The organism is Leifsonia sp. NPDC080035, assembly GCF_040050925.1.
Taxonomy (GTDB): domain Bacteria; phylum Actinomycetota; class Actinomycetes; order Actinomycetales; family Microbacteriaceae; genus Leifsonia.
This window is the reverse complement of sequence record NZ_CP157390.1, coordinates 221,441-234,446: the sequence shown is the minus strand read 5'-3', so window position 1 is coordinate 234,446 and position 13,006 is coordinate 221,441. Positions and strand designations below refer to the sequence as shown.

Genomic DNA, 13,006 nt, shown 5'->3' with positions numbered 1-13,006 from the left:
CGCTCCTCACCACTCCCGCAGCTTGTCCGGGTTCGCGACCACCCACACCACGGCGGCGGCGCCGACGCGGCCGGACGCGACGACGACCGCCGTCGCGGTGCCGTCGCGGCGGGCGACGATGCCGGGCGCGCCGTTCACCGAGCGGACGGCGAGCTCCCGGCCATCGGGCCGGCCGAGCACGACGACGAGGTGCGCGGCCGGGTCCGCGGTGAGGGCGGGGCTGGCGCGCAGGCCCGTGCCGCCCGCATCCACGACCACCCGCACGCCGGGACCGAGCACCCGTGCGACCGCGCACGCGTCCCCGGTCCCCAGCGCCTCGCACAGTGCCGCGGTCAGGCGGGCGTGGTCACGCCGCTCCCGCCGTCGACGACGCTCGCGCATCCGACCGCCCTTCGCCGCCGTCGTCGAGTGCGCCCGCCGCCTCCAGTGCGTCCGGTGCCACCACTGCGTCCGCCGGGCCGAGCGCTCCCGGTTGCTCCGGCACCGGGGTCAGCCGGTCCTCGAAGAAGAACCGGGAGGCGCGCGCCCGCGCCCGATCGACCAGGCGCAGGTGGCCGTCGCCGTCCGGGCGGGCGGCGTACGGGGCGGCCGCGTCGGGTCCGACGAGCCGGTAGCGCTCGTGGGCGTCGACCGCGCCGTGCACCTCCACGTACTCGCCGCCAGGCAGCCGGACGATGCGTCCCGTCTCGTACCCGTGCAGCAGGATGCTCTGGTCCTTCTTCTGCAGCGCCAGGCACACCCGGCGGGTGAGCAGGAACGCCAGCACCGGTCCGAGCACCACGAGCGCCTGGAACGAGTGCACCACCACCTCGAGCCCGATGTGCAGGTGTGTCGCCACGAGGTCCGCGCTCGCCGCACCCCACAGCGCGGCGTAGAACACGATCCCCGCGACGCCGATACCGGTGCGGGTCGGCACGTTGCGCGGCCGGTCCAGGATGTGGTGCTCGCGGGAGTCGCCGCTCAGCCACTCCTCGACGAACGGGTAGACAGCGACGAGCAGCAGGAACACGCCGACCACGAGCAGCGGCACGAGCACCGCGAGGGTCCAGGTGCGGCCGAGCCACTCGAACTCCCAGCCGGGCGGCACCAGCCGCAGCGCCCCGTCCAGGAACCCGGTGTACCAGTCCGGCTGGCTGCCCGCCCCGGCGTCGCCGGGGGAGGACGGCCCGTACAGCCAGATCGGGCCGATGGTGACCGTCGCGGCCAGCAGCACGAGGGCTCCGGTCGTCGCCGCGAGCAGGCCGCCGGCGCGCACGGCCAGGTTCGGCCAGACCGGGACGCCGACGATCACCGTCTCGCTGCGTCCCTCGCCGGGGAACTGCGCCGCCTTGTGCAGGTACGCCTCGCGCCAGCGCCCGGCGAGCAGCAGCACCAGCAGCACCGGCACGACAGCGATGTGGATCGGGTACAGGTGCTCGATGATCTGCCCGGGGAACTCGCCGCCGAACAGCAGCCACGACAGCCAGGTGCCGATCACGGGGATGCCGAGGACGATGCCCTCCACGATCCGGAGGCCCGTGCCGGAGAGCATGTCGTCCGGCAGGGCGTATCCGCTCCAGCCGCCGATCAACGCCACGATCAGCAGCCCGAACAGCAGCAGCCAGGAGGTGCGGCGCGGACGCCGGAACGCTCCGGTGAAGAAGGCGACGAGCAGCTGCATGATGATCGCGGCGGGCAGCAGCAGCGCGGCCCAGTGGTGGGCCTGGCGCAGCAGCATCCCGCCGGGCAGCTCGAACGAGATCCCGAGCGTCGACTGCAGCGCCTTCGACATCTCGGCCCCGGCGAGCGGCGCGTACGGGCCGGTGTAGGTCACGCGCGTGCTCGACGGCGCGTATGCGAACATCAGGATGAATCCGGTCACGAACAGCACGAGCAGGCAGGCGAGCGCCACCACGCCGAACATGTTCGTCCAGTGCAGCGGCGCGCGCCGGGTCGCGAGCTCCGCGCGCAGCGCGCCGAGCCGGCGACCGGCGGCCGAGCGGGACGCGACCCGCCCGAACCGGTCGGTCAGGGAGGCGTGGGTCCTGCGGTCGACGGGCATCAGCGGGCCTCCGCATCCACGAGCTCGGCGGTGCGATCCGCGGTGCGTTCGGCAGCGCGATCGGCGACACGCTCGGTCGCACGCTCGGCCGCATCCGGCTCCTCGCCGAGGAACGCCCGGCGTGGATGCTGCACCGACAGCAGCGAGACGATGTCCCGCCCGAACACCACGGCGCTCGCCCAGACCAGCAGCACCCGCACCTTTCGCTCCCACGTCGGGATCGCCAGCACGTGGTAGCCGCGGTGCATCACCCAGGCGAGGAAGCCGGTGATGACGATGCCCCGCCACTGGAAGATGCCCGTGCCGAGGCCGAGGGTCGCGACGACGCCGAGGCTGTGGTGCACGTAGTCCCTGGTCCGCTCGCCGCGCAGGCTCGCCACGATGTTCGCGGCCAGCCGCTTGCCCTGACGCACGGCGTGCTGCGCGTTCGGAACGGTCAGCGCGCCCGGCACGCCCGACGCCAGGTCGGGGACCGCCGCGTCGTCGCCCGCCGCCCAGGCGTCCGGCACCGGCTCATCCGCCGTGCCGACCCGCAGGTCGGGCCGCACGATCACCGAACCGCGCGCCGTGATCGGCAGGTCCGTGTTGTTCGCGATCACCGGGTTCGCGCCGTTGCCTGCGGTCCAGACGATGGTGTGCGCGTCGAACTCCTCACCGGTCGAGAGGACGACGTGGCCGCCCTCCGCCGACAGCAGCTGGGCGCCGAGGTGGATGCGCGCCCCGCGCTCTACGAGCGAGCGCACCACCCACGCACCCGGCTCGTCGGTGACCTCGGGGAGGATGCGGTCCCGCGCCTCCACCAGGTGGAACGACAGGTCGGAGAAGCGCAGCTCCGGATACGACTTCAGCAGCGCCGTCGCGAGCGACAGCAGCTCGGCGAAGCCCTCGACGCCCGAGAACCCGCCGCCGACGAACGTCACCGTCAGCAGCCGGGAGCGCTCGGCTCCCGGCGGGAGCAGCGACGCCCGGTCGAACGCATCCAGCAGCCGGTCGCGGATGGCGACCGCCTCCTCCACGTGCTTCATGCCGATGGCGTGCTCGATGACGCCGGGGATCGGGAAGGTGCGGGTGACCGCCCCCGCCGTCACCACGACGATGTCGTAGCCGAGCTCGAACGGGTCGCCGTCGCGCGGCTGCACGGTGACGGTGCGCTCGGCGTGCCGGATGCGCGTCACCGTGCCGTGGATCAGCCGCGCCCGGCGCAGGTGGCTGCGCAGCGAGATCGCCGCGTGCCTGGCCTCGATCGACCCGGCCGCCACCTCCGGGAGGAACGGCTGATAGGTCATGTACGGCCGCGGGTCGACGACCACGATCTCGGCCTCGCCCTTCCGGAGCTTCTTCTCCAGCTTCCAGGCCGTGTAGAAACCGGCGTATCCGCCGCCGACGATGAGGATTCGACGCATCGTTCTCGACCTCCTGTCCTCATTGACTAAGACAGACGAGGTCGCCGATTTGTGACAGCCGGGCGGAAAATCCTTACGCGGGGACGGGGATGCGCGCCAGCTTCTGCGGGTTCAGCACCCAGAGCAGGCGGCGGATGCCGTCGGCGGTGGCGTCCACCGTGACGAACGCGACCACGGCGTTGTCGCGGACGAGCACCGCGGCCGGCTCGCCGTTCGACTCGACGATGTGCACCGTGCCCTCCCAGAACCGGTTCGCGAACGCCCGCAGGTACTTCGCGACCACCGTGCGGGTGCGCACCGGGATGCGGGAGGCGCGGGCGAGACCGCCGCCGTCCGAGTAGCTGATGATGTCGGCGGTGAACAGCTTCTCCAGCTCCACCATGTCGCCCGACTGCGCGGCCTCGAGGAACGCCTCCAGCATCCGCCGCTTCTCGCTCGTTCCGACCTCGCGCACGCGCCGCTCCTCGGCAAGGTGCTTGCGAGCGCGGCTGACCAGCTGACGCGCGGAGGCCTCCGTCGCCTGGATGATCTGGGCGATCTGCGCGTACGGGTAGTCGAACGCCTCCCGCAGCACGTACGCGGCGCGCTCGGTCGGCGAGAGCTTCTCGAGCAGGGTGAGCACCGCGAACTCGAGCGCCTCGCCGCGTTCGGCGCCGAGCAGCGGGTCGGCGCTGGTGTCCACCGGCTCCGGCAGCCACGGACCGATGTAGGTCTCGCGGCGCACCCGCGCCGACTGCAGCTCGTTGATGGCGAGCCGGGTCACGGTGGTCGCGAGGAAGGCGGCGGGCTCGCGCACGCTCGCGCGGTCGTAGGTCTGCCAGCGCAGCCACGCCTCCTGCACCAGGTCCTCGGCGTCGGCCACCGTGCCCATCATGCGGTACGCGATGCCGAACAGGCGCGGACGCACGGCGGCGAAGGTCGCCGCCGCGTCGTCCACACCGTCGATGATGCCGATCCCGCCGCCGTCTTCCGCCATGGTCCGAATGCTAGCGGCCCTCCTCGAGCCAGGTCGAAAAACCGGTTTCGGCGATCCGCTGCTCCGCGATGCGTGGGTCCTGACCCGGGATCAGCGAGGTGTCGTCCACGGTGCCGCCGAAGTAGCCGGCCGCGGGATCGGTGACGACCGTCCTGGCGTCCCCGCGGGCGGCGAGGATGCGCCGGGCCAGGTCGTCCAGGCGCAGCCGCTCCGGGCCGGCGAGCTCGACGATCGCGTTCGCCGGCGCCGTCACGGCGATCTCGGCGAGAGCGGCGGAGACGTCCGCGGCGGCGATCGGCTGCATGAGCACGTCGGACAGCGTCGCGGTGTCGTCCCGGGTCGCGCCGTCCGTGAGGGCGGGCACGAACTCGAAGAACTGCGTGGCGCGGACGACGGTGTACGGAAGGCCGGAACCGGTGACGATCCGCTCCTGGGCGACCTTGGCCCGCATGTACCCGATGTCGGGCAGCCGGTCGGCGCCGACGATCGAGAGCACGACGTGGTGGCCGACGCCCGCCTCCTTCTCGGCCGCGACCAGGTTGCCGGTCGACCGCTCGAAGAAGTCGAGCACGGCGGCGTCCTCGAATGAGGGCGAGTTGGGGATGTCGACGACCACGTCCGCGCCGACGAGCACCTCGGCGAGTCCGACGCCGGTGACCGAGTCCACGCCGCTGGACGGCGACGCGGGCACCGCGTCCACCCCGCGCTCGCGCAGCAGCTCGACCAGGCGGCGGCCGATGAGCCCGGTGCCTCCGATGACGACGATCTTCATGTGCTCCTCCGTTCGGGACGCGGCGTCTCCACGCCCTGCACAAGCTCCGACCGGACAGCCTCCGCCGGTGTGACAGCCCGGCGCAGAAAACTTCGGAATCGGTGTCACGGATTCCTGGTGGAGGCGGTCGGAGCTGTTGCAGGATCGGACAAGACGGAGGGAGACACCATGACGGCATCCGGAGACGGGAGCGTCGAGTACCCGGACGAGGCGGGCTACCCGGACGGCGAGGGGACGCTGGACGAGGGGACCGGCGCGTACCACGGCGGCGACGCGAACAGCGACGACGACGGCGGAGAACGCGACGCCGAAGGCGCGGACGGCGTGGAGGTCGAGGTGGAGGAGCCGCAGGGCATCGACCAGCTGGACGAGTTCGACGCGCCGGACGCGCGCGACGAGTAGGGCCGGTCCGGCCGAGTCGTGAGGTAAGAGCGGGCACACCGGGTTTCAGGCGGCTTCCCCCGCGGGGTATGCGCCAAGCAGATCACGGCTGGTCCCACCCGCCGCCGGACCCTTGCCGGGGCGCGGACTCAGACGGTGTTCCAGCGCTTCAGCGGCGCCGGGTTCAGGCGCACCCAGATCATGCTGACGAGGGAGCCGGTGAAGTCGACCGCGATCGCGGCGAGCGGTGCGCCGGTCCGGGTGAGCATCAGCCCGGCCTGCCCGTTCACCGAGCGCTCCTCGATGCTCACGCCCTCGCCGTTCGCGAAGCCGTGGGCGAGCAGGACGCTCGCGTCGTCCGGGCCGCGAACCACCCGGATCGTGGGTGTCTGCTCGTCGCCGCGGTCGACGACGACGGCGACGCCCGGGTGCATGAGCGCGCGCATCCCGGCCAGGTCGCCGCGGGACGCCGCCCGGCCGAGCCGTCGGACCGCCTCGCGGTGCGCCGGGCTGCCGATCCAGTCCTTGACGGCCGCCCACGATTCCGCGAGCGCCGGCCGGAGTCCCGTTGCATCCATCGCCGCATCCACCCTTCGCGTCCCGCCCGGTGCGGGCTCTCACTACTCAGACCGCCGGCGGCCGCCGAATGTGACAGGTGCTGAGCTTCCGATTCGTCACGAACGCGTGCCGTTCGTGACGAATCGCGCGCATTCGTGACGAATCGAGTCGGCTACTCGGCGAGGAAACGCAGGATGCGCTCCCAGTGCCGCGCGATCAGGTCGGGGCCGCCGTCCACCCGCTCCACGGTCGCGTTCGGCAGGCCGACGGCGTACCAGTCGGCGTCGTGGACGGTCGCGTCGCCGTCGCCGGAGCCGTAGACGATCAGCGCATCGGCATCCACGTGCGGCGCCGAGAGTCCGGGCGCGGCGAACGCCCGGCGGTCGGCCGTGACACCGAGCCCGCCCTGGCGCCCGGCGTCGTCGAGCATCCTCCGCAGCCGGTCGTCGTACCCGGCGGGGCTCGCCGCCCAGCCGGGTGCCGGCGCGTCGATCGGGGGATGCTCGGCGCGCGCCGCGTTCTGCGGCGCCAGCGGGCTGATCAGCACCAGCCGGTGCAGCAGGTCGGGGTGCCGCGAGGCGAGCTCAGCGGCGTAGACGGCCCCCTCGCGCCAGCCGATCGCGCTGATCTTCCCGTAGCGGGTGGCGGTGGACAGGTCGGCGCTGCGCTCCATCGCCCGCAGGTAGCGCGCGACCGCATCCACCCAGGCGTCGACGGACACGTCCCACGGTGCGGACGATCCGTATCCGGGCCGGTCGAAGCCGATGATGTGCAGCCCGGACCGGTCGGTCACCCGCGGCTCCGGGTCGAAGGCGGATGCGCCGGGGGTGGGATGGAACAGCACGGCCAGGTGGTCGGCGACCGGATCGCCGATGCCGCTCATGCCGACGGTGTGGCCGCCGGCCAGCTCGATCTGCCGGAACGTCATTCGTCTTCTCCCTCTGCCGCAGGCCCTGCGGCGAACGCATCCACTCGATACCCCGCGGCGTCCGCCTCACGGAACCGCAGCCCGTGCCCGGGCGCCGACGCGTCCGGGACCAGGTCGCCGTGCACCACCGGCGGCACGCCGTCGAAGAACATCCTCTCGATCCGCTGGTGGTCGTGGAAGTACTCGACGTTGATCGCCTCGTCGTACGCCGCCGCGACGGACGCGTGCAGCGCGGGCGCGGTGTGCGCGCTGATCGGCACGCCGAACGATCGCGCCAGCGCGGCGGCGATGCCGAACCCGGTGACGCCGCAGCGGGTCGCGTCCGCCTGCAGCACGTCCACGCAGCCGCCGACGAGAAGGTCGCGGAAGTCGGCGGGCGTGTATCCGTACTCGCCCGCGGCGACACGCATCGGGGCGGGGATGCGGTCGCGCAGCAGGCGCAGGCCGTCGCGGTCCTGGCTGGAGACGGGCTCCTCGAACCAGGTGACCCCGTCGATCACGAACTGCTCGGCGAGGTCGAGCGCGGTCTTGCGGTCGTAGGCGCCGTTCGCGTCCACGAACAGCTCGACGTCGCTCCCGACGGCGGCGCGGGCCACCTGCACGCGGCGCAGGTCGTCGTCGGGATGCGACCCCACCTTCATCTTCACGCTGCGCATCCCCTGGGCCGCCCAGCCGCCGAGCTGCGCGGTCAGCTCGTCGTCGCCGTAGTCGGTGAAGCCACCGCTGCCGTAGGCGGCGACGCGGTCGGCCGCGCCGCCGAGGAGCTTGACCAGCGGCACGTCGAGCAGCCGCGCGGCCAGGTCGTGCACGGCGATGTCGACGGCGGCGATCGCGCTCGCGCACACGCCGGGCCAGCCCGCGTTGCGGGTGGCGCGTGCCATCGCCCAGAACAGCCGGGACGTGTCGAGCGGGTCGGCGCCGCGCACGACGTCCCACAGCGACTCGCGCACGATGCCGAGGGCCGAGGGCGACGTGTACGCGTACCCGAGACCCGTGGTGCCGCCCGCGGTCAGGCGCACGACGAGCACGCCCGTCGCATCCCACTCGATCGTGCCGTCGCTCTCCGGCCGCTCCCTACCGTCGGTCACGGTCGGGACGCAGTAGGCGCCCGCCTGGAGGGAGTGGATGCGCGGATCGTGACTCGCGCTCATCGTTTGTCGCGGTCGTCGCGGCCGTCGCGGTCGATGTGCAGCGCGTCCTTCACCCGCTCGACGCCCTCGGTGAGGAGCGAGGTGGCGGAGTCCTTGATCGCCCCCAGCCCCTCCGGGTCGCCCTTCAGCAGCGCGAGGCCGGTGTTCTTGGCGAACTCGTAGGTGATGTGCGGCGGCAGCGGCGGCACGTTCTTGCTGGTGTGCGCGTCGATCACGGTGACGCCCTGGTGCGCGAACGCCGCGTCCCAGGCCGCCTCGATCTCGTCGTCGGAGGTGACCGTGACGCCTCGGAAGCCGAGCAGCCGCGCCCATCCCGCGTAGTCCACCGACTCGACGTCCTGCGAGGTGGGCCACACCGGGTTCGCGTCCTCGGTGCGCATCTCCCACGACACCTGGGTGAGGTCGTCGTTGTGCAGCACCAGCACGATGAAGGTCGGGTTCGACCAGCGGGAGAGGTACTTCTTCACGGTGATGAGCTCGTTCATCCCGAGCATCTGGAACGCGCCGTCGCCGATCGTGCAGACCACCGTGCGGTCCGGGTACGCGAACTTCGCGGCCGTCGCGTACGGCATGGCCGCGAGCATGGTCGCCAGGCGCCCGGACAGGTCGCCGCGCATCCCGTCGCGGAGGCGGATGTGCTGGCCGTACCAGTCGGCGGTCGTGCCGGCGTCGCAGGTGACGATCGCGCCGGCGGGGAGGCGCTTGTTCAGCTCGTGGTAGACCCGGCGCGGGTTCACGCCGTCGTCGTAGTGCTGGTCGGCCTGGGCCGCGATCTCGTCGTCCCAGTCGCGCATCTTCCCGGCCACGGTCTCCTGCCAGGAGAGGTCGGCCTTCTGCCGGAGCAGCGGGAGGAGCCCGGCGAGCGTCGTCTTCACGTCGCCCCAGATGCTCACGTCGGTGGGGTAGCGCAGTCCCAGCTGCTCCGGCCGCAGGTCGACCTGGATCGCCTTCGCCTGCCCGGTCTTCGGCAGGAACTGCCCGTACGGGTAGTTGGTGCCGAGGAGGACGAGGGTGTCGCACTCCTGCATCTGGTCGTAGCTGGGGCGGGAGCCGAGCAGCCCGACCTGCTGGGTGTGGAACGGGACGTCGCCCGGCACGACCTGCTTGCCGCGCAGCGTGGTGATCACCCCGGCACCGGAGAGCCGCGCCGCCTGCAGCACCTCCTCGCTCGCGTCGGCGGCGCCGTGGCCGACCAGGAAGGTGACCCGCTCGCCGGCGTTGATGAGGTCGGCGGCCGCCTGCAGCTGCTCGGCGGGCGGAGCGATCGCCGTGGATGGCGCCACCGCGCTCGACCGGGAGACCCACATCTCCGCGCCGGGCTCGGCCATCTTCATGCCCTGGACGTCGTGCGGCAGGATGATGACGGTCGGCTGCTTGCGCGTGATCGCGGTGCGGAACGCGGTGTCGACGACGGCCTGCGCCTGCTCCGGCGAGACGATCGTCTGCACGTACTCCGCGACGTCGGAGAAGGTCTGCTCGAGGTTGCTCTCCTGCTGATTGAAGGTTCCGAACGAGTTGAGGCCCTGCTGGCCGACGATCGCGACCACCGGCTGGTTGTCCATCTTCGCGTCGTACAGGCCGTTCATCATGTGGAACGCGCCCGGGCTGGAGGTGGCGATGCAGACGCCCACCTCGCCCGTGAACTTCGCGTGCGCCACCGCCATCAGCGCGCAGATCTCCTCGTGCGTCGGCCGGATGTACTCCAGGCCCTCGCCGGCGCGCTCGGCCTTGCCGAGCATCCCGTCGAACTCGCCGATGCCGTCACCAGGGAAGCCGAACACGCGCCGCACGCCCCACTCCCGCAGCCGTCCGATCACGAACTCGCTGACCGTCGTTGCCATGTTCTGTCTCCTTCGCGTGTCGGCGCCCGCGCCGCTCAGTGCTCCGGGCGCTGGATGAGCCGGTCGGCCGCACGGGCGGCCACGGCCATGATGGTGAGCGCAGGATTGGCGCTGCCCTGGGTCGGCAGCACGCTCCCGTCGGTGATGAGCAGGTTGGGTACAGCGAACGTCCGGCAGTCGCCGTCCACAACCCCTTGAGTCTCGTCGGCGCCCATGCGTGCGCCGCCGACAAGGTGCGCGTAGCGCTGCACGGTCATCGTCTCCTGGGCGCCCGCCGCGTCGAGGATGCGCTCCATGGTCGCTTGGGCCGCCTTCGCGAGCGCGCGGTCGTTGTCGCACTGGGAGTACGAGAAGTGTGCGATCGGGAGTCCGTACCGGTCCTTCTCCTCGGCCAGCGTGATCCGGTTGTCCGCCTGCGGGAGGAACTCGCACAGCGCGCCGAGGCACGCCCAGTGCACGTAGTCGGACATGTAGCGCCGCAGGTCGGCGCCCCAATGGCCCTGCGCCATCACGTGCTCCGCCCAGGTGATCGGCAGCGGCGACACGGTCTGGATGGAGTAGCCGCGCTTGTACGGCTTCGACGGGTCGGTCTCGTAGAACTCCTCGGTGCTCACCTCGGGAGGCGGCGCCTTCCACATCCGGATCTCCTCCGCGAAGCGGCCGGCGGTCTGGGGCGCGCCCTGCACCATCAGGTAGCGGCCCACCAGGTCGAAGTCGTTGCAGAGCCCGTCCGGGAAGCGGGCCGACGCCGAGTTGAGCAGCAGCCGCGGGGTCTCGATCGAGTACCCGGCGACGGCGACCATCCGGGCGCGCTGGAACCGGGGGACGCCGTCCTTCACGTAGTGCACCCCGGTCGCCCTGCCGGTGCGCTGGTCGATCTCGATCGAGGTGACCATGCTGTCCGCCCGCACCTCGGCGCCGTGCTCGAGCGCGTCAGGGATGTGTGTGATCAGCGGCGACGCCTTCGCATTCACCTTGCAGCCCTGCAGGCAGAACCCGCGGTAGATGCAGTGCGGGCGGTGGCCGAAGCGCCCGTTGGCGATGGCGACCGGGCCGACCTTCGCGGTGATCCCCGCCGCGTACGTCCCCCGCAGGAACGCCTCGCCGTTGCCGGAGACGGGATGCGGCCGGTGCGGGTAGCCGTGCGGGTCGCCCCACGGCCAGTGCTCGCCGGCGACCGGCAGCTCGTTCTCGATGTCCTCGTAGAACGGGGCGAGGTCGCCGTACGCGATCGGCCAGTCGGCGCCGACGCCGTCGGCGCTGAAGGTGTGGAAGTCGCTGGGGTGGAACCGCGGAACGTAGCCGGCGTAGTGCACCATCGACCCGCCGACCCCGCGCCCGGAGTTGTTGGAGCCGAGCGGAACCGGGTCGTCGCCGCCGATCTGGCGCGGCTCCGTCCAGTAGAGGTGGTGGGAGCCGGCCTCGTCGCTCACCCAGTCGCGGGCGGGATCCCAGAACGGCCCGGCGTCGAACGCGACCGCGTCCCAGCCGGCCCTGGCCAGCCGCTGCAGCATCACCGATCCGCCGGCGCCGCAGCCGACGATCGCGATGTCCACCTCGTCGGTGTCGTCGAAGCGCCGCATCCGCTCGCGCAGCCGCGGCTCCTCGCGGGAGCCGTCGGGGGTGAGCAGCCAGGCGGAGTCGTTCCGTTCGCGCAACGCGCTCATCGTCCCGTCCCGTCCTTCGGCATCTCCTCCGGGCGGGTGTCGGCGACCTCGAACGGCTCGCGCCGATCGATCCCGAGGTTCTTGTAACCGCGGGGATACGCGGGACCGGCGAAGCCGATCTCGTCCCACGCGGCCGGGTGGCTGTAGAACGCGGTGCACGCGTAGCGGGTCCAGAGGCTCCAGATGCGGGCGCGATGGAAGCCGCGCCAGTCGCCGTCGCCGTCCTTGATGCCCGCGAGGATCTGCTGCTGCCGGTCCTCGGTGCACGCCGCGAAGGTGGTCCCGTCGGTCTCGCGCGCCTCGTCGTCGAGCGCGGAGAGGCTGGTGTGCCACGACTCCCAGTCGTCGGACATGTCGTCGTAGTGCCAGCCGTCGGTCTCCTTCCCGGCGAGCCGCGCATCCACCATGGCGGTCACCGGGACGATCCGCTCGTCGGGGCGCTGGTCGAGCAGCCGGTCGAACAGCGCCGTCGCGGCCGCCTCCTCCACCGCGTCGAAGAAGCGGATGTCCGGAGGGCGCCCCACGCGCGAGAAGACGACCGAGCGGGTCTCCTCGTCCCACTTCTTCGCCTGGTCGAGCACGTGGAAGCCGGGGAAGCGCTCCGGCACGTCGTCGCTGTGCGTCGTCACTTCTCCCGCCTCAGCACCGCGGCGAGCAGGCCCATCCCGCCGACGAGCGTGACAAGCAGCGGCGCGAGCAGCGGAGGCCCCATCTCCAGGTTGTACCGCGCGTTGCGCCAGCCGCCCGGCTTCTGCGCGACCCCGCGCGCGTGCAGCCAGGTGCCCTGCAGGCCGTTCGCGACGATCGTCGCGGCGGCGATGGGCAGCAGGGTCTTCGCGGCGGTTTTGCTGAACACCCCGGCGACGCCGGCGATCGCGCCGACCGGCCCGAGGACGATGGGAGCCCACATCCACGGGTCGCCGAAGCTGGCCTTGTCGTGCTCGAAGTAGATCTCGCCCGCCGTCACGACTGCGCCCACGGCGGTGAGCCCGGAGAGCGATCGCTCGAAGCGGCCCGTCTCCACATTCCTCACCAGCCGGTCGATGCCTCGTACGGCCTCGTTCCTGCGCAGTGTCGTCCGCGCCCTCCGCTTCGTGCGTCCCACAGCGCCTCCGTCCTGTGCGTCAGCGCAAGCGTCGCACCGAGCGGCCACGAGGTGAAGTGGTGCTGACGGGGTTCTCAGAAACGCCGGTCGGCGGACCGCTGTCGATGGAGCGCGAAGGGACGCGACGCGCCGTCACCCGTGAAGGTGAGCGGCGCGTCGCGTCCCCGGTGCGTTCGTCATCGT

At 72.1% G+C, this 13,006-nt stretch carries 13 protein-coding genes; 1 reads left to right on the top strand and 12 read right to left on the bottom strand.

Features of this window, described 5'->3' with window-relative positions:
• Positions 1-6: 6 nt before the first annotated feature.
• The 5 genes from AAME72_RS01155 to AAME72_RS01135 all read right to left on the bottom strand — a co-directional run bounded on the left by AAME72_RS01155 (position 7) and on the right by AAME72_RS01135 (position 5,192).
• Positions 7-381 carry a hypothetical protein gene (locus AAME72_RS01155; RefSeq protein ID WP_348788429.1) on the bottom strand — a complete coding sequence of 125 codons (375 nt, stop codon included), beginning with the start codon at positions 379-381 and terminating at the stop codon, positions 7-9.
• Positions 347-2,041, bottom strand: coding sequence for a cytochrome b N-terminal domain-containing protein (locus AAME72_RS01150; protein WP_348788428.1), 1,695 nt, complete (start codon positions 2,039-2,041; stop codon positions 347-349). Before AAME72_RS01150 ends, AAME72_RS01155 begins: the two co-directional genes overlap by 35 nt.
• On the bottom strand, positions 2,041-3,444 hold the full coding sequence (locus tag AAME72_RS01145; protein ID WP_348788427.1) for an NAD(P)/FAD-dependent oxidoreductase: 1,404 nt from the start codon (positions 3,442-3,444) through the stop codon (positions 2,041-2,043). The genes AAME72_RS01150 and AAME72_RS01145 overlap by 1 nt, the downstream gene beginning before the upstream one ends.
• Before the next feature lie 73 nt (positions 3,445-3,517).
• Complete coding sequence (locus tag AAME72_RS01140; protein ID WP_348788426.1) at positions 3,518-4,420, bottom strand: RNA polymerase sigma-70 factor; 903 nt, start codon at positions 4,418-4,420, stop codon at positions 3,518-3,520.
• 10 nt (positions 4,421-4,430) lie between these two features.
• Positions 4,431-5,192: an SDR family oxidoreductase gene (locus tag AAME72_RS01135; RefSeq protein WP_348788425.1), complete on the bottom strand. Its 762-nt coding sequence runs from the start codon at positions 5,190-5,192 to the stop codon at positions 4,431-4,433.
• Between the two features lie 168 nt (positions 5,193-5,360).
• On the opposite strand from AAME72_RS01135, the gene AAME72_RS01130 reads away from it, so the two are divergent.
• On the top strand, positions 5,361-5,594 hold the full coding sequence (locus tag AAME72_RS01130) for a hypothetical protein (protein WP_348788424.1): 234 nt from the start codon (positions 5,361-5,363) through the stop codon (positions 5,592-5,594).
• A gap of 128 nt (positions 5,595-5,722) precedes the next feature.
• Here AAME72_RS01130 and AAME72_RS01125 read toward each other — a convergent pair whose 3' ends face one another.
• The 7 genes from AAME72_RS01125 to AAME72_RS01095 form a co-directional block, all read right to left on the bottom strand.
• Complete coding sequence (locus AAME72_RS01125) at positions 5,723-6,151, bottom strand: hypothetical protein (protein ID WP_348788423.1); 429 nt, start codon at positions 6,149-6,151, stop codon at positions 5,723-5,725.
• 152 nt (positions 6,152-6,303) lie between these two features.
• Positions 6,304-7,059, bottom strand: a complete 756-nt coding sequence (locus AAME72_RS01120) for an alpha/beta fold hydrolase (protein ID WP_348788422.1) — start codon at positions 7,057-7,059, stop codon at positions 6,304-6,306.
• A complete protein-coding gene (locus AAME72_RS01115; protein WP_348788421.1) occupies positions 7,056-8,210 on the bottom strand; it encodes an enolase C-terminal domain-like protein in 1,155 nt (384 codons plus the stop codon). The genes AAME72_RS01120 and AAME72_RS01115 overlap by 4 nt, the downstream gene beginning before the upstream one ends.
• Positions 8,207-10,051, bottom strand: coding sequence for a thiamine pyrophosphate-requiring protein (locus tag AAME72_RS01110; RefSeq protein WP_348788420.1), 1,845 nt, complete (start codon positions 10,049-10,051; stop codon positions 8,207-8,209). Before AAME72_RS01110 ends, AAME72_RS01115 begins: the two co-directional genes overlap by 4 nt.
• Positions 10,052-10,086: 35 nt before the next feature.
• On the bottom strand, positions 10,087-11,718 hold the full coding sequence (locus AAME72_RS01105; RefSeq protein ID WP_348788419.1) for a GMC family oxidoreductase: 1,632 nt from the start codon (positions 11,716-11,718) through the stop codon (positions 10,087-10,089).
• On the bottom strand, positions 11,715-12,347 hold the full coding sequence (locus AAME72_RS01100; RefSeq protein WP_348788418.1) for a gluconate 2-dehydrogenase subunit 3 family protein: 633 nt from the start codon (positions 12,345-12,347) through the stop codon (positions 11,715-11,717). The genes AAME72_RS01105 and AAME72_RS01100 overlap by 4 nt, the downstream gene beginning before the upstream one ends.
• Entirely contained in the window at positions 12,344-12,823 is a 480-nt protein-coding gene (locus AAME72_RS01095) for a hypothetical protein (RefSeq protein WP_348788417.1), read from the bottom strand. The genes AAME72_RS01100 and AAME72_RS01095 overlap by 4 nt, the downstream gene beginning before the upstream one ends.
• Between the last annotated feature and the right edge of the window lie 183 nt (positions 12,824-13,006).

Bases quoted from the DNA above. Each gene is read 5' to 3' on its own strand.
- AAME72_RS01145 (WP_348788427.1), bottom strand. From the start codon at position 3,444: ATGCGTCGAATCCTCATCGTCGGCGGCGGATACGCCGGTTTCTACACG.
- AAME72_RS01115 (WP_348788421.1), bottom strand. From the start codon at position 8,210: ATGAGCGCGAGTCACGATCCGCGCATCCACTCCCTCCAGGCGGGCGCC.
- AAME72_RS01140 (WP_348788426.1), bottom strand. From the start codon at position 4,420: ATGGCGGAAGACGGCGGCGGGATCGGCATCATCGACGGTGTGGACGAC.
- AAME72_RS01130 (WP_348788424.1), top strand. From the start codon at position 5,361: ATGACGGCATCCGGAGACGGGAGCGTCGAGTACCCGGACGAGGCGGGC.
- AAME72_RS01155 (WP_348788429.1), bottom strand. From the start codon at position 381: ATGCGCGAGCGTCGTCGACGGCGGGAGCGGCGTGACCACGCCCGCCTG.
- AAME72_RS01105 (WP_348788419.1), bottom strand. From the start codon at position 11,718: ATGAGCGCGTTGCGCGAACGGAACGACTCCGCCTGGCTGCTCACCCCC.
- AAME72_RS01110 (WP_348788420.1), bottom strand. From the start codon at position 10,051: ATGGCAACGACGGTCAGCGAGTTCGTGATCGGACGGCTGCGGGAGTGG.
- AAME72_RS01120 (WP_348788422.1), bottom strand. From the start codon at position 7,059: ATGACGTTCCGGCAGATCGAGCTGGCCGGCGGCCACACCGTCGGCATG.
- AAME72_RS01135 (WP_348788425.1), bottom strand. From the start codon at position 5,192: ATGAAGATCGTCGTCATCGGAGGCACCGGGCTCATCGGCCGCCGCCTG.
- AAME72_RS01125 (WP_348788423.1), bottom strand. From the start codon at position 6,151: ATGGATGCAACGGGACTCCGGCCGGCGCTCGCGGAATCGTGGGCGGCC.
- AAME72_RS01150 (WP_348788428.1), bottom strand. From the start codon at position 2,041: ATGCCCGTCGACCGCAGGACCCACGCCTCCCTGACCGACCGGTTCGGG.